At 37.2% G+C, this 19046-nt stretch carries 23 protein-coding genes and 1 tRNA gene; 12 read left to right on the forward strand and 12 right to left on the reverse strand.

Annotation, left to right across the window (positions count from 1 at the left end; translation table 11 throughout):
* The first annotated feature begins 63 nt into the window (after positions 1-63).
* Genes hemN through lgt form a run of 3 tightly spaced genes read left to right on the forward strand, consistent with a single transcriptional unit; the run spans position 64 to position 3526 of the window.
* Positions 64-1431 (forward strand): oxygen-independent coproporphyrinogen III oxidase, encoded by a 1368-nt coding sequence (gene hemN / locus PHY84_RS10365; protein WP_299859529.1) that lies wholly within the window; start codon positions 64-66, stop codon positions 1429-1431.
* Between the two features lie 2 nt (positions 1432-1433).
* The gene (locus tag PHY84_RS10370) at positions 1434-2717 is read left to right on the forward strand and encodes a (Fe-S)-binding protein (RefSeq protein ID WP_299859531.1); all 1284 of its coding nucleotides are present in this window, start codon (positions 1434-1436) and stop codon (positions 2715-2717) included.
* Complete coding sequence (lgt, locus tag PHY84_RS10375; RefSeq protein WP_299859533.1) at positions 2717-3526, forward strand: prolipoprotein diacylglyceryl transferase; 810 nt, start codon at positions 2717-2719, stop codon at positions 3524-3526. The genes PHY84_RS10370 and lgt overlap by 1 nt, the downstream gene beginning before the upstream one ends.
* Here lgt and PHY84_RS10380 read toward each other — a convergent pair.
* Positions 3523-4044 carry a DUF2062 domain-containing protein gene (locus PHY84_RS10380; RefSeq protein WP_299859535.1) on the reverse strand — a complete coding sequence of 174 codons (522 nt, stop codon included), beginning with the start codon at positions 4042-4044 and terminating at the stop codon, positions 3523-3525. The two genes, lgt and PHY84_RS10380, sit on opposite strands and share 4 nt — an antisense overlap.
* Before the next feature lie 103 nt (positions 4045-4147).
* On the opposite strand from PHY84_RS10380, the gene PHY84_RS10385 reads away from it, so the two are divergent.
* The 4 genes from PHY84_RS10385 to PHY84_RS10400 all read left to right on the forward strand — a co-directional run bounded on the left by PHY84_RS10385 (position 4148) and on the right by PHY84_RS10400 (position 8215).
* The gene (locus tag PHY84_RS10385) at positions 4148-4759 is read left to right on the forward strand and encodes a DedA family protein (protein WP_299859537.1); all 612 of its coding nucleotides are present in this window, start codon (positions 4148-4150) and stop codon (positions 4757-4759) included.
* Between the two features lie 15 nt (positions 4760-4774).
* On the forward strand, positions 4775-6073 hold the full coding sequence (locus PHY84_RS10390) for a DEAD/DEAH box helicase (protein ID WP_299859539.1): 1299 nt from the start codon (positions 4775-4777) through the stop codon (positions 6071-6073).
* A gap of 15 nt (positions 6074-6088) precedes the next feature.
* Positions 6089-6532: a hypothetical protein gene (locus tag PHY84_RS10395; RefSeq protein ID WP_299859541.1), complete on the forward strand. Its 444-nt coding sequence runs from the start codon at positions 6089-6091 to the stop codon at positions 6530-6532.
* A 216-nt stretch (positions 6533-6748) separates the two neighbouring features.
* Positions 6749-8215, forward strand: coding sequence for an ATP-binding protein (locus PHY84_RS10400; protein ID WP_299859543.1), 1467 nt, complete (start codon positions 6749-6751; stop codon positions 8213-8215).
* A gap of 71 nt (positions 8216-8286) precedes the next feature.
* Here PHY84_RS10400 and PHY84_RS10405 read toward each other — a convergent pair.
* Positions 8287-8361 (reverse strand) — tRNA-Asn (locus tag PHY84_RS10405).
* A gap of 203 nt (positions 8362-8564) precedes the next feature.
* On the opposite strand from PHY84_RS10405, the gene PHY84_RS10410 reads away from it, so the two are divergent.
* The gene (locus PHY84_RS10410) at positions 8565-9710 is read left to right on the forward strand and encodes a tyrosine-type recombinase/integrase (protein ID WP_299859545.1); all 1146 of its coding nucleotides are present in this window, start codon (positions 8565-8567) and stop codon (positions 9708-9710) included.
* On the opposite strand, the gene PHY84_RS10415 is transcribed toward PHY84_RS10410, so the two are convergent.
* Positions 9694-10629: a nucleotidyl transferase AbiEii/AbiGii toxin family protein gene (locus tag PHY84_RS10415; RefSeq protein WP_299859546.1), complete on the reverse strand. Its 936-nt coding sequence runs from the start codon at positions 10627-10629 to the stop codon at positions 9694-9696. The two genes, PHY84_RS10410 and PHY84_RS10415, sit on opposite strands and share 17 nt — an antisense overlap.
* Positions 10619-11389, reverse strand: coding sequence for a type IV toxin-antitoxin system AbiEi family antitoxin domain-containing protein (locus tag PHY84_RS10420; protein ID WP_299859547.1), 771 nt, complete (start codon positions 11387-11389; stop codon positions 10619-10621). The genes PHY84_RS10415 and PHY84_RS10420 overlap by 11 nt, the downstream gene beginning before the upstream one ends.
* A gap of 305 nt (positions 11390-11694) precedes the next feature.
* Between PHY84_RS10420 and PHY84_RS10425 the strand changes: the two genes are divergently transcribed.
* The 4 genes from PHY84_RS10425 (at position 11695) to PHY84_RS10440 (ending at position 13818) form a co-directional block, all read left to right on the forward strand.
* A complete protein-coding gene (locus tag PHY84_RS10425; RefSeq protein WP_299859549.1) occupies positions 11695-11892 on the forward strand; it encodes a helix-turn-helix domain-containing protein in 198 nt (65 codons plus the stop codon).
* Positions 11889-12554, forward strand: coding sequence for a hypothetical protein (locus PHY84_RS10430; protein WP_299859551.1), 666 nt, complete (start codon positions 11889-11891; stop codon positions 12552-12554). The genes PHY84_RS10425 and PHY84_RS10430 overlap by 4 nt, the downstream gene beginning before the upstream one ends.
* Positions 12555-12733: 179 nt before the next feature.
* The gene (locus PHY84_RS10435) at positions 12734-12952 is read left to right on the forward strand and encodes a hypothetical protein (protein ID WP_299859553.1); all 219 of its coding nucleotides are present in this window, start codon (positions 12734-12736) and stop codon (positions 12950-12952) included.
* Positions 12949-13818: a hypothetical protein gene (locus PHY84_RS10440; RefSeq protein ID WP_299859555.1), complete on the forward strand. Its 870-nt coding sequence runs from the start codon at positions 12949-12951 to the stop codon at positions 13816-13818. The genes PHY84_RS10435 and PHY84_RS10440 overlap by 4 nt, the downstream gene beginning before the upstream one ends.
* Before the next feature lie 72 nt (positions 13819-13890).
* Here the strand turns inward: PHY84_RS10440 and PHY84_RS10445 are convergent, their stop codons facing one another.
* From PHY84_RS10445 to PHY84_RS10480, 8 genes are all read right to left on the reverse strand, one after another.
* Entirely contained in the window at positions 13891-14874 is a 984-nt protein-coding gene (locus tag PHY84_RS10445; protein WP_299859557.1) for a penicillin-binding transpeptidase domain-containing protein, read from the reverse strand.
* A gap of 70 nt (positions 14875-14944) precedes the next feature.
* The gene (locus PHY84_RS10450) at positions 14945-16060 is read right to left on the reverse strand and encodes a phospholipase D-like domain-containing protein (RefSeq protein WP_299859559.1); all 1116 of its coding nucleotides are present in this window, start codon (positions 16058-16060) and stop codon (positions 14945-14947) included.
* On the reverse strand, positions 16053-16439 hold the full coding sequence (locus tag PHY84_RS10455) for a hypothetical protein (RefSeq protein WP_299859561.1): 387 nt from the start codon (positions 16437-16439) through the stop codon (positions 16053-16055). Before PHY84_RS10455 ends, PHY84_RS10450 begins: the two co-directional genes overlap by 8 nt.
* Positions 16440-16442: 3 nt before the next feature.
* A complete protein-coding gene (locus PHY84_RS10460) occupies positions 16443-16718 on the reverse strand; it encodes a hypothetical protein (RefSeq protein ID WP_299859563.1) in 276 nt (91 codons plus the stop codon).
* 14 nt (positions 16719-16732) lie between these two features.
* Positions 16733-17359, reverse strand: coding sequence for an OmpA family protein (locus PHY84_RS10465; RefSeq protein ID WP_299859565.1), 627 nt, complete (start codon positions 17357-17359; stop codon positions 16733-16735).
* Positions 17359-17994, reverse strand: a complete 636-nt coding sequence (locus PHY84_RS10470) for a hypothetical protein (protein ID WP_299859567.1) — start codon at positions 17992-17994, stop codon at positions 17359-17361. Before PHY84_RS10470 ends, PHY84_RS10465 begins: the two co-directional genes overlap by 1 nt.
* Before the next feature lie 8 nt (positions 17995-18002).
* The gene (locus tag PHY84_RS10475) at positions 18003-18581 is read right to left on the reverse strand and encodes a hypothetical protein (RefSeq protein ID WP_299859569.1); all 579 of its coding nucleotides are present in this window, start codon (positions 18579-18581) and stop codon (positions 18003-18005) included.
* Positions 18582-18583: 2 nt separating this feature from the next.
* Positions 18584-18832, reverse strand: coding sequence for a hypothetical protein (locus tag PHY84_RS10480; RefSeq protein WP_299859570.1), 249 nt, complete (start codon positions 18830-18832; stop codon positions 18584-18586).
* Positions 18833-19046 lie beyond the last annotated feature (214 nt).

Genomic DNA, 19046 nt, shown 5'->3' on the forward strand with positions numbered 1-19046 from the left:
TTAATTAGCCTTTCAACACTTTTTAGAGATAATCGCCAAATTATAAGAAATGGACTATTTATTATGCTAGATTTCACAAAATTTACAAAATACTCAAAACCGGGACCTCGTTATACAAGTTATCCGACAGCGTTAGAGTTTAGCGATACATTCGGGTATGACGAGTATATAAAAAAGTTACAACAGCAAGATTCTGCTCGCCCCTTGAGCCTCTACTTTCACTTGCCTTTTTGTAAAAATGCGTGCTATTTTTGCGGTTGCAATGTCGTCTTTACTTCCAAAGAGGATAAGATGGTTCGCTACATCGACTACCTCAAAAGAGAGCTAAAGATACTCGCTTCCTATGTAAACTGCAACCGTGAAGTGATTCAGATGCACTTTGGCGGCGGAACTCCTACTTTTTTCAATGCACCGCAGTTGGAAGAGGTTATCAAAGAGATAAAATCTTTTTTTCCAAATTTCGTAAAAGATGCGGAAATCAGCTGTGAGATAGACCCTCGCCACATAAATGAAGAGCAGATGAAAGTATTAAGTGATAACGGTTTTAACCGTGTGAGCTTCGGTTTGCAGGATTTTAATGAAAAAGTCCAGCATGCCGTTCATAGAATCCAGCCATACGCCATCACAAAAGCGGCGATGGACTTGGCGAGAAAGTACGGTATGCACTCGGTCAATGTTGACCTTATCTACGGACTTCCTTTCCAGACTTTAGAGACTTTTAAAGAGACGCTAGAACTCGCTCTTACGCTAAATCCCGACAGATTTGCGGTGTTTAACTATGCGCATGTGCCTTGGATGAAAAAAACTATGCGCAAGATTGATGAGACGACACTGCCTCTGCCTGATGAGAAGCTCCGCATTATGCAGCACACCATCAGTTTTTTAACCTCTAATGGCTATAAAATGATAGGAATGGATCATTTTGCAAAGCCTGAAGATGAACTTTTTAAGGCGATAGAAAAAGGGGAACTTCACAGAAATTTCCAAGGTTATACCACAAAAGGCGGAGCTGATTTGGTGGGCGTGGGGCTTACTTCCATCGGCGAAGGGGTGGACTACTATGCGCAAAACACCAAAGATATGCAGGAGTATGAAGAGGCTATTGATGCAAACAAACTCCCTTTTGAGAGAGGAATCGTCTTAAACAGAGATGACCAAATCAGGCAATTTGTAATCATGGAACTTATGAGCAACTTCAAGCTTGATATAAAAAGATTTGAAAAGCTCTTTGGTATTGATTTTAAGTCCTATTTTGCGGATGCGGTTGAAGCCCTAAAACCGTTTGAAGATGATGAACTTTTAATGATAAGCGATGATTTTATAGAGTGCAGCCAAACGGGAACACTGCTTATAAGAAATATCGCAATGCCTTTTGATGCCTATATGAAAAAACATGCTGCAAATGCAAAAACATTCTCTAAAACGGTTTAGCGATGAGTCATACACCACAAGATATATTTGATTTTAAATCTATAACGGATGATTGTATCAAGTGCGGAAAGTGTATCCCCGTTTGTACCATTCACAATGTCAATGCCGATGAAGTTACCTCGCCTCGCGGTTTTTTAGATCTTTTAGGAGCGTACCAAAGAGGCAATCTTGAACTGGATGCAAATGCAAAAGCCATCTTTGAGAGCTGTTTTTTATGTACGGCTTGTGTTGAGGTTTGCCCAAAATCACTTCCTACTGACATGGTTATAGAACAAGTTCGCTCCGACATAGGCAAAAAGTTCGGTATCGCATGGTACAAAAAAGCTTTCTTTTTGCTTCTTCGCCACCGCTGGCTTAACGATATAGCATTTAAACTCGGATGGGTGTTTCAGACATGCGGCTTTAAGATTCAAGCGGACATCGACTCTATGAGTTCCCGCTTTAATCTGCCGATGTTAAAAGCCGACAGGCTCTTGCCAAGTCTAAGAAAAACCTCATTTTTAAATTCACACGAAGAAAATATAAACAACGGCGGAAAAAGAAAAGTCGCCATCTTTATAGGGTGCTTGGGCAACTACAACTATGTAAATGTCGGAAATTCGCTTTTAGAGATACTTGAACATTTGGGCATAGACGCATTTTTGGCAAAAGACCAAAAGTGCTGTTCTGCACCTGCCTATTTTACGGGAGATTTTGATACGGTTGACTATAACGCAAAGTTTAACATAGAGTATTTTGAGAGTTTTAGCAAAGATGTTGAGGCTATTATAGTTCCTGAAGCGACATGCAGTGCTATGCTCAAAATCGACTATGAACACTACTTTCATGACCAGCCTGAGTGGTTGGCAAGAGCGGTGGCCTTGAAAGATAAAATCTTTATGGCAACCGAGTGGCTTGAGAAGCATACAGAGCTTAGCAAGATACTCGCATCAAAGAAAAAAGATGCAAAAATAGTCACTTACCATGACCCGTGTCATGCAAGAAAAATGCAAGGCATCCATAAAGAACCACGCAATCTTATAAGTCAAAACTACACCATCAAAGAGATGAGCGACCCAAATACATGCTGCGGATTTGGCGGTGTGACAATGCAAAGCGAGAAGTACCATCTTGCAAAAGCTGCGGGACTTCCAAAAGCAGCTATGATAAAAGAGACAAAAGCTGATTTCGTCAGTTCAGAGTGTAGCGCATGCCGTATGCAGATAAACGCTTCCATGAACTATGTCGATGCGCCGCAAGTTTTTAAAAACCCAATAGAGCTTATCGCCGAGGCGCTTAGAGACTAATGTCGGCGTGGAACAACATTTACGCAACATTTGACCCGATAGCTTTTACGCTTTTTATACCGGTGCATTGGTATGGGATTATGTATGTTTTGGCACTGCTCACTGCACTTTATATCGGGAAGTACTTTATCAAAAAAGAGAGCCTTGATTTTGGTGGCAAAGAGATAGATGCTTACTTTATCTATGTAGAAATTGGCGTTATTTTGGGTGCTAGACTTGGCTATATCCTATTTTACGATACGCATACACTCTACTACCTCTCACATCCGTGGCAGATTTTTAATCCATTTTCTAATGGCGAGTTTGTAGGCATAAGAGGCATGAGCTACCACGGCGCGGTCTTGGGCTTTTTGATAAGCACCTATATGTACTCCAAAAAACATAAAATCGCATTTGGCAAGATTATGGATTTAGTCGCCATAAGCGTACCGCTTGCATTTGTTTTTGGACGTATCGGCAACTTTTTAAATCAAGAACTTATCGGCAGAGAGACGGACGTGCCATGGGGGATTTTGGTTGATGGCGTACTGCGTCATCCATCACAGCTTTATGAAGCTGTTTTGGAAGGATTTGGGGTATTTTTAGTTGTCTATATCTATAAAAAATATCAAAAATTCAGCGGGGAGCTGATTTTGGTTTATGGTATCAGCTACGGAATTTTCCGTGCTGTAGCCGAGATTTGGCGCGCACCTGATGTGCAGATAGGATACGTTTGTTGCAATGCGATAACGCAAGGGCAAGTTATGAGTCTAGCGATGAGTTTTGTAGGTGCTGTTGCGTGGATTTACTTTAAAAAGAGAGCGCTTTAGGCATCATCTGTATTCTTTGAACTACACTTTGCATTTCCATTTTTACGAATCTCCTGATCTTTACGTACGGAGTTTCTCCAAACAAGATTTACAAGGTAATAACCAAGAATTGAACCAAAAACAGAGTAGAAAGCAGTCCCGACATACAGAGGGATAAAAATATTGCCGATGTTTTGGCTAAACCACTCTAGCGTCATCTCCACAGGCGATGTCTGCATGCCTAAGAGAAAGCTTCCTGTAAGATATTCCATATAGTACATAGGCGGCATGGTAAAAGGGTTGCTGAGCCAACACATGGAGAGGGCGATTGGGACGTTAAAACGGGCAAAGGGGATGACGGATACAACGGCGAGCATCTGCATGGGCATGGGAATAAAGGCAATGAAAAGCCCTATCAAAACTCCTTTTGAAACCATTCTTCTGTTTGGAAAAAGATAGTCTGCTGGGATGTTGTACTTTTGCATAAAGCTTCTTAATTTTTCGCTTGCGCTGATTGTTTTAAAAGTTTTTCTTATCATTAACAGCTCTTTGATTTTTCAAAAATTATAGCAAAATTAAACCTTGGATTAACATATCTTTGACTATAATCCACCGTATAATATTATGGTATCGAAGGTGTTTGTGGAGCAGTTATTTCTTGATTGGCTCAAAGAGTATGGCTATATCGTTCTTTTTGCTTGGAGTATTTTAGAAGGGGAACTTGGGCTTATAATGGCGGGCATTATGTCTCATACGGGAGATATGTTTTTGCCTTTTGCTATTATTGTTGGTGGATTTGGCGGTTTTGCGGGGGATCAAATCTACTTTTATATCGGGCGGTTTAACAAAAAGTATATTCACAATAAAATTCGCTCACAACGCACAAAGTTTGCGTTAGCTCACTTGTTGCTCAAAAAATACGGCTGGCCTATTATATTTGTGCAGCGATATATGTATGGAATGCGAACAGTCATTCCCATGGCGATAGGTATCACAAAATATTCAAGTCGCCAATTTGCCGTTATCAACTTTGTAAGCGCCATCGCTTGGGCTTCCATCACGATTATTCCCGCCTATTTTTACGGGGATGAGCTTTTGGAGCTTATTAGATGGATTAAAGCGCATTGGTATTTTGCGATACCGCTTATCGTCACAGTGGTTGGGACACTTTTTTATAATCTCAACAAATTTGAGAAAAACCTTGTTCTTAAGCGTCACGAGCGAAAAAACGGGCTAGGAGCAAAAACAATTTAATGAAACAGGAAAATAATGTCATTTGAAAAACTTGGGATAATCAAGCCCATTCTTAGCGCTATAAACGACTTCGGCTACGAAAAACCTACAGCCATACAGTCTCGTGCGATTCCTTTGGTTTTGGCAAAAAGCGATATTTTTGCAACTGCTCAAACAGGTACGGGAAAAACCGCCGCTTTTGGGCTTCCTATGCTTCAGCGGCTTAGAAAAACAACCGCAGACGAGAAGAGGGCGCTTCGCGGTCTTATCATCTCTCCTACGCGTGAGCTATCCATTCAGATATATGAAGATTTGAAAAGTTATGCAAAAAATATGGAACTAAATATTGCAGTGCTTGTAGGCGGAAAAGATTTGGAGATGCAAAAAAAAGTTCTCAAGGAAGGTATTGATATCGTCATCGCAACACCCGGCAGAGTGCTGGAGCATGTCGAGAAGGGTTTAGACCTCTCAAGCGTGGAGATTTTTGTCCTTGATGAAGCAGATAGAATGCTTGATATGGGCTTTATGAAAGAGATACGAAAGATTCATCCTCTTTTGCCAAAAAGGCATCAAACGCTTCTTTTCTCTGCTACATACAGCGACAAGGTAAGAAAACTCTCAAAACTTATCCTCACAAAACCGGAATTCATAGAGACATCAAAAAAGAACTCAACGGTTGATACCATCAACCAAATAGCTTATCTGGTCGATACGGACAAAAAAGCACCGCTTTTGGCGTATATCATCGGTTCAAGAAATTTTAGACAAGTTTTAGTCTTTACCAGAACAAAAGCAAGTGCCGATGCGTTAGTGCTTGAGCTGAAAAAAGATGGTTTAAAATGTGGCATTATTCATGGCGATAAAACGCAGGCGAGGCGCTTAAAAACGCTTAATGAATTTAAAGAAGGCAAGATAAAAGTTCTTGTAGCGACAGATATCGCTTCAAGAGGTTTGGATATAGAAGAACTTCCTTTTGTCATTAACTATGAACTTCCGTCGATTCCGGAGGATTATGTTCACAGAGTAGGGCGAACGGGGCGTGCAGGAAGAGAGGGGATGGCGATAAGCTTGATAGATGTTTACGAGAAGCACGATATCAGAGATATTGAAAAACTAATAGGTATGAAAATTCAAAAAGAGACTATAAAGGGATTTGAGCCGGACCCAACCATAAGAAGACTTGACAAAGATGAGGTAAAACTCAAGAGCGAGCATAAAAAACCAGAAGCAAAACGCTTCAAAAAAGCACCAGCAAAACCCAGTAAGCCAAAAAAAGAGCTAACAAGCAAAAAAACTCCATCTGCCAAAAAAAGAAAAACTACAAAACGGGATTAAAAAAAGGAGAGACACATGGAAGCAATCTACCCATACGCACACATCATTCACTTGGTACTTGCCGTTATCTTTATAGGATACGTATTTACTGATGTTGTTATGATTTCGGCACTTAAAAATAAGTTTGGCAAAGAGACCGATACAAAAATCGCTCAAACACTTGGAGCAAAAAGCTTCAAAATATTTCCGCCCGCACTTCTCGTTATTGTGCTAACAGGCGGCATGATGATGTCAAAGTACATCAACTCAAGCGCAGGTTTTTTTGAAACACCTTTGCAACAGCTGCTTGTTATAAAGATAACGTTAGCACTCATTATCGCTATAGGAGTGCTTTACAATCTCTACACAAAACTAACACAAAAACCAAAACACCCATTTATGCAGGAGCATTTTCATAAACTTGTTTTAGTACTCGGGTTTTTTATAATTGTTCTTGCAAAGATGATGTTTGTAGCATAGTGGGCATAATTATTAGGTACGGTACTATGTAAATCCGTATTTTGTGTTGCGCTGAATTGTTGAATTGGCGTGGTAAAAAAAGATGCTGATGATTTGAGAAACTCTCTTACTTAAGAGTGTAATTAAAATAATAAAAATGAAATCTACTTATCAAGAATTGATTATATTTCGCATTTATGATAATATTGCGAAATATACGCACATTAAAGGCTTGAAATGATTGGTAGAAACAAAGAACTAGAAATCTTATCAAATGCTTGTGAGCAAGATGAGAGTAAGCTTATTGCAGTTTATGGGCGTAGAAGGATAGGCAAAACTTATCTTATCAACCATATGTTTAGTGAGCATAAAAAAGATTGTCTATTTTTTAGATTTACCGGGTCGTATATGCTTGATAGTTCTACTCAATTAGAAAATTTCATCGAAGCTGTTTATGATTGGTTTAAATTCGAACCTTCAAAAGATATAACAAACTGGATGAGTGGGTTTAACTTTTTAAAAAAAGCTATTGCATCTGCCCAAACACCAAATCAAAAAGTAGTCATTTTTTTAGATGAAGTGCCATGGATAGATAAAAAAAATAGCGGTGGTTTCATAGGCGCGCTTGGCTATTTTTGGAATGAATTTGCTCTAAGCAATAAAAATATAGTGCTGATTCTTTGTGGTTCAAACTCCTCTTGGATTAAAAACAAAATATTTGAAGATAGCAACGGACCACTTTATCAAAGGCTTGATATAAAAATACATCTTAAACCCTTTGACCTCAAAGAGACAAAAGAGTATCTACTGCATGAAAAAAAGTTTCAAATAGATGATAAAACCATAGCAGAGATTTACATGGTGTTTGGTGGTGTTGCAAAGTATCTCAGTTTACTTGATAGTTCAAAAACTATGGCTCAAAATATCGATGAGCTTATTTTTAACATTGATGGACACCTAAACAAAGAGTACATCGAGGTATTAAAATCTCTTTTTGATACAAAAGCATCCTACTACTCATCTATCATAAAAATTTTAAGCCAAAAGCAGAGTGGATTTACTCAAACAGAGTTGGCAAATGCCCTTGGAGAAAAAAGCGGCTCAAAGATAAAAGATGCAGTAGCAGAGTTAAGTGAAGCCGGATTTATCATGCCTCTTAGCAAACTAGGTTCAAAAATCAATGCAAAATATATCATCAGTGATCCGTTTGTGCTTTTTTATAATAAATGGGGAAGTGAATTTAGCAAAAATGAGCTTATCTCCTTACAAAAACCATATTTTAGTACTGTCATGAACTCTCAAAAATATGCTATCTGGAGTGGTTTCGCATTTGAAGTTTTATGTTTGGTTAATATAGATTTATATTTGCAAACCAGAATGACAAAAGGACTGGCAAAAAGCTATGGATATTGGAATTTTGTAGGCAATGATGAGGATAGTGGAGCCCAAATAGACTTTATTGTCGAGTATGAAAATAGTGTCTATGACATAGTAGAGTGCAAATTTTATAATAGTGAGTTTGTAATCTCAAAAGATTACAAAGAGAATCTTTTGCATAAAGTAGAGATGTTTAAAAAGTATGCCCTAAAAGGAAAATACGACATCAAGCTTGTGATGCTCACTTCGTATGGTTGTCAAATAAATAGCCACTATAACGCTCTTAATGTGACGAGTAATATTTCGCTAAATGGGCTTCTTGCATAGTCTAGTTTTAGTTTGTGGTTAGTTAAATTGGCGTTGGTTGAAAAGGCTATTTTAGAGGGTTTATAAAAGGGTGGCTCCGAATACTGGATTCGAACCAGTGGCCAAGTGATTAACAGTCACCTACTCTACCGCTGAGCTAATTCGGAATCTTAAAAAGTGGTGTCAGAGGGGGGACTTGAACCCCCGACCCCCGGCTTATGAGACAAGGTGTCAATGATTTCTTATATATACTTTTTGCTTCCTATTAGCCTAAAATAGGCATTCTATATTTCTTTATAATTCCTTACATGCTATAATAATTCATAAAAAAGTGGGACCCAAAGTGGGACCCATTCATCAAGAGGAACATATGGCGATTAATAAAAGTGATTTTACAGAGAAAGTTGATACTGGACTCAAGGCTGATAAAACATATACTCAATTTTATTGCCGCTTTAAAATAGAGGGGAAAGAATTCTCCAGATTATTTGACTACACGGACAAAAACTGGGATAAAAGAACAAGGGTTGCAAAAGCCAAGGCTGACATGTTGGAGTTTAAAGATGCTTCTCAAAAAAAACATAATGAGATCTCCATTGGGTTTGATGAGGATTCTACCCTAAATAAAGTAGCAGAAGCATATTTTGAAAAAGAATCAAGTAAAACAAACTGGACCCAAGAGCGAAAAGATGCTTATAGACTTTATCTTTTAGATACGATCGGCAAAAAAAAGATAAAAAGTATCCGACTTCACGATATAAATACTATTAGAACCGCCATGGAAGCTCAAGGGCATACGAAACAAACAAAAAACGGTTGTAGTCCAAGAACGATCAAAAAAGTGCTTATACAGACTCTGAAACCGATCATGCAATATGCTTATGACAACAAAGTGATCAGCGACATACCAAAAATCGAATTATCAAAGCACTATGCAAAAGCAAATAAAGCTAAAAAAAGAATTGTGACGGATGCTGGAGTAAAATTGGCAACGTTGTATAAGGTCATTATGGAAACTTACGATGAAGACCCATTTTACAGGGCGCTCTTTTTGTTTGCACTCTACGGTAGAAGATGGGGTGAGATCAAAACTTTCAGCTGGGATGACATTTATTTCTCAAAAAATATCTATAGAATCAAAGAAGAAAACAACAAGATCGGCGAAGAGCAGTTTTTTGAACTGCCTGAGCCTATCCGTGAAGCACTTGAACAGATTGACGATAATAGGCAAGGATTGGTCTTCAAATCTCCAATCACAGGCAAAACTCTCTCCACCCCTAAAAGACAACTGGCAAAGATCAAAGAGCTTTCAAATATCCCAGAGCTGACAATGCACTATTTTAGGCATATCTTAGTAAGTGCAATGGGTGAGCTAGGTACTGCATCTACTATTTTATCCGCTTCATTAGGACACACTAACCTCAATACTGTCAATCAGTTTTATTTGAGCGCGAACTATAAAAAAGCCTCTGAGATTACAAATCAGACTATCAAGCAGATTACGAACGAGGTGTAAGAGAGTTTAGCGTATCTTTTAGTTTTTGTATAGCTTCATCTCTTTTGTTTTTTTGCATTTTCTTAAGGTTTAGCATTTTCCACTTTACAGATGGAAGCTCTTCAATATTTTCAAAAGGAAGCAAACTCCAGTCAGGATTTCCCTCTTTAAAACCTATCAAAAAATCACGATGGTTTTGAGTGAGCTTAGAACGAATTGTGCTAATAAGCTCAATTCTGGTTGCTTCTAAAACTTCCAAAGGCATTGGTTTTATCGGCATCCCGACAAACTGTTCAGCGTAGATCCTCTCTATGTCTATCAAGTTTGGTTGCAGTAGTTTTGATATAGGCTGATTGCTGCTTATGAGATAAACTATAAAAACATCCATAAGAGTATTGCTGATCCCCTCGTTGTCAAGGAGTCCTCGCACATCAAAAAAGTCTCTTGGATGTTGTCTATCAAGTGCGGCACACAGTTTTCCAGCATACAGATCATCCAAGTGAACTACACTCGTCTCGGCAAAACCAAACTCCTCCTCCACTCTTTGCGATACATTGAGCACACTCGGCTCTCTCACTGTTCCTCTAGTAACAGGCGATGCTTCTATTTTGATGCGGACACCGCTTTTCTCAACTTGAAGCTTAGATAGTGTTTCATCTTCTCTTTGAGCAAGTCTATGTGCTTTTGCACCTTTTATTGAAGATTCAATTGAGCGAGCAATTCTTTCAAACGACTCGGCAATGTTTTGAAGGCTGGTTTCTCGATCTTCTACAGGTAGATACATCAGATCTATATCTACAGAAAGTCTTGGCATATCTCTTACAAACATATTGATAGCTGTACCACCTTTGAGAGCAAAGCACTCCTGTTGTGACACATAAGGTAGCACTTCTAAGAGCAGCTGAACTTGTTTGTAATAGATAGAATTTTTATCTAGCATGGTACTCTTTTGGTATTGTTATTAAAAACTTGTTGTCAAATACACCGTTTTTTACGATCTGCATCCTGCCAGTTCCAAGTTCTAAGCCGTCTGTTTTTATATGCTTTGACCAAGGATGGTTAAAGTAGCTTGTCAGAAAAAGAAAAAGGCGTTTCACTCTTATGTTTTCACACATAGTTAAAAGTTCATTGACTAGAGATGGACGAAGAGTCGTAAGCCCCTCAAATATTTCTGCTGCAAACTCAAAACTTAGCCCATTGGGCTTTACTTGATAGAGAAGTTCCATTATTGCTCGCTCAGGAGAGGAAACTACCATCTCCCAATCTTTTATATTTGACGGTATGCTTTTAAGTCCTTTTGACTCAAAATATGGCTTTTTCATAATGCAAAACTCTTGTTCAAGCTCTATATTTTTAAACCATGCTGGAAGTTTTTGAGTACCGTACAAATATATTGTTTGTGAGTCATTCAGCGGCAGATAATGAGCATAACCTTGAAGATTTAGTGATGTTATGCCACCTATATGAAATGGCTCATGGCTAAGTTTTTGCAGTCCTAAAACAGCTCCCTGCCAAGATGGTTTCGCATCGCCTCTTATGTATGAGCCTCTTGAGGTTTTTTTGAGCCAACCGCTTTTGGTGTACCGGTAAAGTAGCTGCATAGAGTAGCCTTGCTCTGCAAGCCAAGAAGCTGGAGCCACGACTGATTCTGGTAACATTTGATATAGTTGTTTTATTTTTATATCATTTTGTAAATTCATAATTTATATTTTAGCTATATTTTAAAACAAAAGCAAGATAATTGTTTTTGAATTATGTATTTTTATAAAATATTAGTTTATAAAAGTATTAATTTTAGAAACAAAGACGGAGACAACTTATAGAAAAAAGTTCCAGAACTCAATTTTTTTTAAATCTTAAGTGTCAATTTTAGGAATTTTTTTGAAAATATTTCATTAATACTTTGTTTATATATAAAAAATATAAATTTTTTTATAGAAAAGGGAAACTTATTTACTAAAAAATGCGTATTGGTATAGTAGGAAACTATAACAAAGGATAAGAATTGAAAAGAGAACAAAAAAGATGGCTTACACCTGAGGAGTTTGAAGAAGAATACGGCTTCAAGGAAGGAACGATGTCTAAATATCGAATGCAAAAGAAAATTCCCTTTTCAAAAATTGGTGGGAAATTTATACGCTATGACCGTCAAAAGATAGATAAATGGCTTGAAGATCATGAAGTGATAGGAGTTTCAATATGAAGGTAAATTTTAAGCAAAAAAAGAAAAACTTTAGCATTGTTAGTAATACACTTGCAAAAGATTCAAAAATAAGCTTGAAAGCTAAGGGCATGTGTCTTATCTTGGTGCATTTTCCCAAAGATTGGCAGTTTTATGAGGAAAAGTTACAAGATTATACTCTTGATGGAAGAACTGCCATTGCTAGTGCGCTAAAAGAGCTTGAAAATGCAGGCTATCTTTACAGAGAACAATTGCGAGAAAAAGGTAGATTTGCAAGTAAAGTTTGGGTATTTAGTGATGAGGGACTCACAAAAGAAGAAGCTATGAAGTTTTACACCGACTGCAGAAAACATGATATCGGTTTTTATGACATCGGAAAATCGGCAACTACTAATACTCACTCTACTAAAACTAATGAGAATAATAAAAAAAACTCTCAAAAAAAAGGTAGAAAAAAAGTTTTTTATGATTTTGTAAATATCCTAAAGTCAAATGCTGCACAGTATCCAAATTTGCAAGTAGAGTTTGAAAATAAAACTTATAAGTTTGAAACCTCTAATGGGCAATATCTTTTAAAAGATAAAGAAAGCGATATTGTGTTTTCCAAAGTTGCAGCTGAAAGACTTTACCAAAAAATGGCTAATTCATCAGATGTGAAAATTATTAGAGGAATAAAAGCATGAGTAGCGTAGTAAAAAATATTACAAAATACAATCTTGAATCACAAAAACAAAGATTAAGATTCTTTTTAAAAATGGGTATCATAAAGTGCGTTCACATATTTTGAAAATCAAACTCTCGGAAACTGTTATGCGTTCTTGCCATAAGGACGCAAAACAGGGATGTATACAGAGTTGAATTTATGAAAAAGTGCGTTGCTGTTTTGAAAATTTACGGAGCGCCTAAAATAGAGGTTGTTTTGTCTCATAAATGCAAAAACCACAACGCAAAAACGACTAAAAATTATAAAAAACGTGAGGTGCGTTTAAAAACGCACTACAAATACTTCGTACAAGTATCGGAAAGCCAAACGCAGTTTTTGGGAAAAAAGACCAATGCACTTTCAAAGGAGAAGAGATGATAAGAGAAAAAAAAGAGAATTTTATACTAAAAGAAGAGCACCTCTCAATGTTCCTCGATGAAATAAGAGAAGACATACTTAATCATAGCGAGGAAGCTACTGACCTTGAATTTAACCCAAGTGAGTATTACGGTTTTGAAAAAATCATTAAACTCATTCACGACAATTCACCTCAGAACAAAAACAACTTCATCAAAAGAGCATATCAAAAAGTTCAAAAGAAAGTTTATAATTTAAATCAAAAAGATCCTGAACAGGAAGGAAAAACTCGATTTGAAAAAACCATTATGACCGCTACTAGAAATCAGTATCGAAAAGTTCAGATGGGGATATTGGAATCTGACAAATATGACAATAAAACCATTCTAATGAAAACGTATATAAACCTTAATCTTAGTACAAAAAACAATAATGTCAACTATGCTATTGCACACAATTTCAGAAAAAAATACAGACCGTTAGTAAAAGAAGCGATGGCAAATCTTCGTCAAAAGTATCACACTTTTAAGAACGCTATTCCTGCGCAAGAGTTCAAACAAAATATGGATTCCGGTGTGTTTATGAACAAGATTGACTACGAAAGATTGTATAAATATATTTCGTGTTTTGATATAAAACCAACTAAAGAGACCTTTGATTTTTTAAGAGGCATCATCTACATCTTATGCCTAAGACATAACCCGGAACTTGTACCCGCACACTATAAACATTCACTTGGCTTAATCGGAAAACAGTTTATTCCTCTGGGCAAAGAGAGTGAAGAAGACATAAAAGCCAGAGAAGAGCTTTTAGAGTTTATGGAAGATTTGGAAGTTACTCCAGAGGAGTTTAAACAACTACAAAAGGAGCTTGAAAATGAACTTTAAATCGTTTATCCTGCCCACTTTCTTTTTAATGGTATTTTCACTATATAATCGATAGAACATATATGTATTTTATTATTTCAAGTTACGGCTTTTACTCAAATATCCCATATTAATCATCATCTCTACAGTTTTTTTAAAAAGAGGCGCTGATGTTTGCGATGCGTAGGTCTGTTTTTTGGGGTCCACTATAAGCATGCCTATAATATAAGAGTTTGTGTCATCCTCTGCAAATCCCACAAATGAAGTATGATATTTGTTTACATATTTTCCATTTTCAATCACATGTGCGGTACCTGTTTTTCCTCCGACTACAACTCCTTGAATATTTCCTTGCATACCTGTTCCCTCCTTTACAGCTTTTATAAGTGTATTTTTTACATAAGAAGTGGTAGTTGGATCTAAAAAGCTATTATCTGTCGGCTCTAAAAATTGACGATACACCATTGCAACATCCAAAAGAGTTACTCTAAAGCCGTATCCGTATGATGCTACGGCTCTGTATATCTCATACTCAAGCTTTTGAATTGTTAGGTTATTTTTGTATTTTGCATCAAATTCAAATATATCTTTAAGTCCAAGTCTTACAAGTCCGTCATGCAGCTCTAAAGCATCAAGTCTAAGACCTAGTTGTGCTGCAACGATGTTTGATGAGTGCACCACAGCATTTTCAGAGCTTACATAATCAAACGCATACTCATCCGTTATGTATTTGCTAGCAATAGCAAACTTACCTTTATGCCCGCTTAAAAGCTCATCCGGAGTTGTTTTGTTGTAGTCTATAGCTATTGCGTAGGTGATGGGCTGTATGATATTTCCTGGTTCAAAGCGGTACTTTTTGAGTTTTGCTAAAGATTCATCTTCGTCACTGCTTTTAGAGTCACTTGCCCCTACCATGTGTCCTGTCTTTACATCCATTATCACTAAATAAGCATCTTGCGCTTGAAGAGTAGTTGTGTAACTCTTTGCTAGTTCATGCAACTTTTGAGAGAGAAGAGTCTCATCTGCTTGTGTAAAACTTATCAAAAGTGTTAGGGCTAGTGCTATTTTGAACTTCATACGTATCCTTTATTGCGTTTATGAGATTTTATAATGCTTGATGGACATAGTTTGTCTATTGAGCTTTAATCTATTGCTTACACAACTCATCATTCCTATCTGTTTTTCCATCAAAATCATTGTCAATACCGTCTATGCAGCTATTTAAGCTTTCTAAACTTTCAGGGTTTGGATCTTTATGCAAATATTTGTTCGGTATCAAATTCCAAAGAGCTAAAAAATAGTTTTTGTACTGTTTTGCCAAAGTGCTGTTTCTCACTACAATGGTGTTTTCATCATTTTTTTCATTGCCTGCTTTAGTAAAGTTCATACTGCCGCTTACTATATACAGGTCATCGACTATCATCGATTTTGCATGCATTTTTCCGCCGAAATTTTCTACTTTGACCATGATGCCGTTTTCTCTTAAAAGTTTATGCGTAGAGTATCTGTTTCTTGCCGCACTTGCATCAAGTATGATTTTGATATCCACACCTCTTTTGCGGGCATTTATTAGCTCACTTGAGAGCTCTTTATGGGTAAGATAAAAGATTGGGATATAGATATACTCTTTGGCGTTTTTCACAAGATTTTTTATAGTTTTGTCGTATGTTTTTGATTTTGGCGAAAAATATATAGAGACAACCGACTCATCAGTTTTTATGTTTTCAAAACTATGCTCTTCTTTCCATATTCCAAACTTTCCATCGTACATTTGATAAAATTCATCAAGATAGATAGCGGCTATTTTTTTATCCTCTATTACCATAGAGCTGTTGGCATTGTATCCGCCTGTACCGGTATCGCTTATATTTGAAGAGCCGCTCCAGAGAATTTTTCCATCAAATATAAAAAACTTGTTATGCATGATATAGCTTTTATGATCACTTACTATTTTAAAATGACTGTAGAGCTTATGCGTGTCGCTATAGTAGTTTTTGTCGTGGCTGTCGCTGTCAACCACTCCTTTTATCTTTACTCCTCTTTTTTGGGCATTTACCAAAGCTTCAAGTATCTCATTTTGACCTCTAAGACCGTAGATGGCAAAACATATCTCATTTTGGCTGTTTTCTATGAGACTTAGCAGCTTCTTCCCAAATGATGTTGCGACTTTTTGAGAAGGCAGATCACTTGGAATGTGTATGTATAGGTACTCTTTTGCACTAAGAAGCAGTGCGAAGAAAAGCATAAAAAATACTTTAGTCATGAGTATATTTTTTTAAAATAAGCTCTGTAGTGGTAGTGAGACGCTCTTTTTTATTCAAAACATCTTGAGATTTTTTAGGATATTTATTTTTTGACTCATCGGCTTCTTTAAAAATCTCTCGCTTCTCATCCTCATCAAATTTAACCTGTTTTAGCTTATAGATATTAAACCCGACAATTATTACAATCAAAAACCATTTAAATAACAAAAGGGCTATGAGATTGTCTTTATGGCTTCTTTTTAGCACCTCAAAGAGATCATTATATATACCCATGATTGCAACTATTATGACGATAGACAAAGCTGCTAAGATGATCTGCTTTTGAAACTTCTTCCACAAGATATAGTATGTGGCACCCCTAAATAAAAACCCAAACATCTTCTACCATCCAAACAAAAAATCAAGCCCGATAAAAGCCAGCAGACCTTGGGAAGCTTTTTTGGCGTAATCTTCTTTTATGTCTTTTGAGATATCGCTTATCATCGCTTCATAGTCCTCAACTTCTATCTGTTCAAGCGACAAACCTTTGTCCTGTATCATTTTATTTACTCGTTCTACAGCTTTTTGCCTAATGTGAGTTTCATATTTTTCACTAATCGTATCGGCTCCTTTTTTGATCGAGTCTACTGTGTTGTCTAGTATGTTTTTTGTTTTCATGTTTTTTCCTCCACCTACTCAAAATGCTCTTTGGTGACTACTTTGAACTCCACCCTTCTTGATCTGTCTCCATCCTGCATGGTTTTCGCACTATCTTTGTATAAAAGATTTGAAAAAGACATACCGATAGCCCTAAGATTGGATTGAAGCCATTTTATGTTTTGATATACGCTGCCATCTTCAAGGCTGTAGCAGTAGGATAGTACATTGCTTGTTCTCTTTTGGGACAGCTCCATATTGTAGAGGTATGAGTACTTTTCATCGGCGCTTCCCCAGCCGTTTGAAGTGTGCCCTTCCACTCTTATCTCCTCTATCTCTTTTTTAAATTCACTAAGAGTGAGCACCTTTATATATCTTGGAAAAAAATCATCCAGGATCTTTTTGAAGCCATCCGGAACGACATCGCTTCCCACCTCAAAGGGCGAATCGAACCTTATGATATTATCTTCGGTAATCATCGCCTTCCAATCAGGCAGATCCTTGTTGAACTCTTCATGCAGGGCTTGGTTTAGCTGTACTCTGTAGATCTGCTTCTGGCTTATTATCTGGTAAAGAAACGCTACGGCTATAAACATAAATATCATCATAAGAGCCGACATGACATCGGCTATGCTTATCCAGCTGTTATCATGCTCGCTCATCAAAGCCTCCTGTTCGCTTCTCTGAGCAGAAGCTGCATCTGCTCCTTGACTATAGATGTAGAAGCTTCTAAAGATTCTTTTACCTCACTGCTTGATTTTGCAAGGTTTGATATAAGCTCTTGTATGTATTTTTGCTCCTGTTCCTTTATTACTTCCACTTTCTCCAGCTGCCCCAAAATGCTCTTTAGATTCTCCTCACTCTTGCTGATGTGCATTTTATAGTTGTCTTGCCAAAGTATCATGTTCTTTACGGATTCGTTTAGCTCTTTGAAGTTGTCGCCAAACTGAGATGTCAGGTTGCTGTTAAACTCTCTAACAACGGTCTCCAACGCTTGGAGAGTTTGGCTTTTAGAGCTTTGCAGAGGCTTTGAGATGGAGAGAACTATAGAGAAAAATATTCCTATCCCGGAGGTTATAAACGCCGTTTTAAGTCCTTCAAGAAGCGATGGCATACTTGATTTTATATCGGTTGCATCAAAGCCAAATAAGCCTATGGCGATACCTATGAAAGTTCCAAGCACCCCGAGGCTTACTATCTCACCCTTAAAGTTTCTTATGCTGTTCTTTTTGATGCTCATGACAAAAAGCATAAGTATCCAAATAGTTATAACTATCGTTATTATCGTGCCGTGCATGATCTCTCCTAATCTTTGTGTGCGTAAATAGCGTTAAATCGTTTTACCTGAACGCCGTATTTGCCAATTGCTATTTTATGGCTTAGCCTGTATTTGTACGCCAGATGAGTTGCCTTGTACTCTCTTAGCTCTTTTAGCATTGAGTCAAACTCTTGACTTAAGCGGGCATAATCCCTAAAGTTGACTAGCATGGAGCCGTCGTTTATTTTGCCTCTGATGGTTTTGTGTGTCTCATTTATCGCTCTTAGATTTGAGAGTAAAACCTTTTCATCATCTTTTAAATCCTCCTCTTTTCTCTCTGTGCCGAATATCTTTTTGTTGAGATATCTTGAAAAGAGAAGCCCGACCATAAAAAAGAGCGTTCCCATAAAAAAACCTCCCGTATATAGTCCAAAAAACGATAAAACCCCAGTAACTACATAGAGTGTCACAGAAGCAGTGATGATGCTTATGAGCTTCTCTTCTATCGCTTTACCGCTTCCTTTTTGCAAGATGTTGTGGTAAATATCATCCGAAGAGCTTATAAGCTTGAGTGTCCATAACCTGTACTCTTTGAGCAGCTTGTCAAGCAGTAATATCTGAGACATCTCTACCCCAGAAGCTCTAAAAAAAGCATCGCACCGCCTGCAGCCAACGCGCCTTTACTAAATGAATCGGCTTGCTTGGTCTTTTCTTCTAAAAGGTCATCAAACTCGCTTTGGGAAATGTCATCTTTTGAGAGTCCTGCATTTTTTAATTCTTTTAGTACCTCGGCATGAGCGTACTTCTTTATCACCTGACGATGCTGCTCGACTGTAGCGTTTTTCATACTCTTTAGTTTTTCGACCAACTGTTGCATCTTGTACTCCCTTCGTGTTTTAATAGCAGGAGTATAAAAAAAACTATGGACACATTTTGTCTTTTTGCAGAAGAAATAAATTTTAATTAATGAGCCACTTGCAGATTCCCGCAAACAACCAATAATTTAAGCTAATTTAAATTTTAAAAAGCCTTTTGAAATCATGTAAATGTTATAATTTTTTACCACAAAAATAATACAAAACATCAATCAA

The sequence above is a fragment of the Sulfurimonas sp. genome, assembly GCF_028694605.1.
In the GTDB taxonomy this organism is placed as follows: domain Bacteria; phylum Campylobacterota; class Campylobacteria; order Campylobacterales; family Sulfurimonadaceae; genus Sulfurimonas.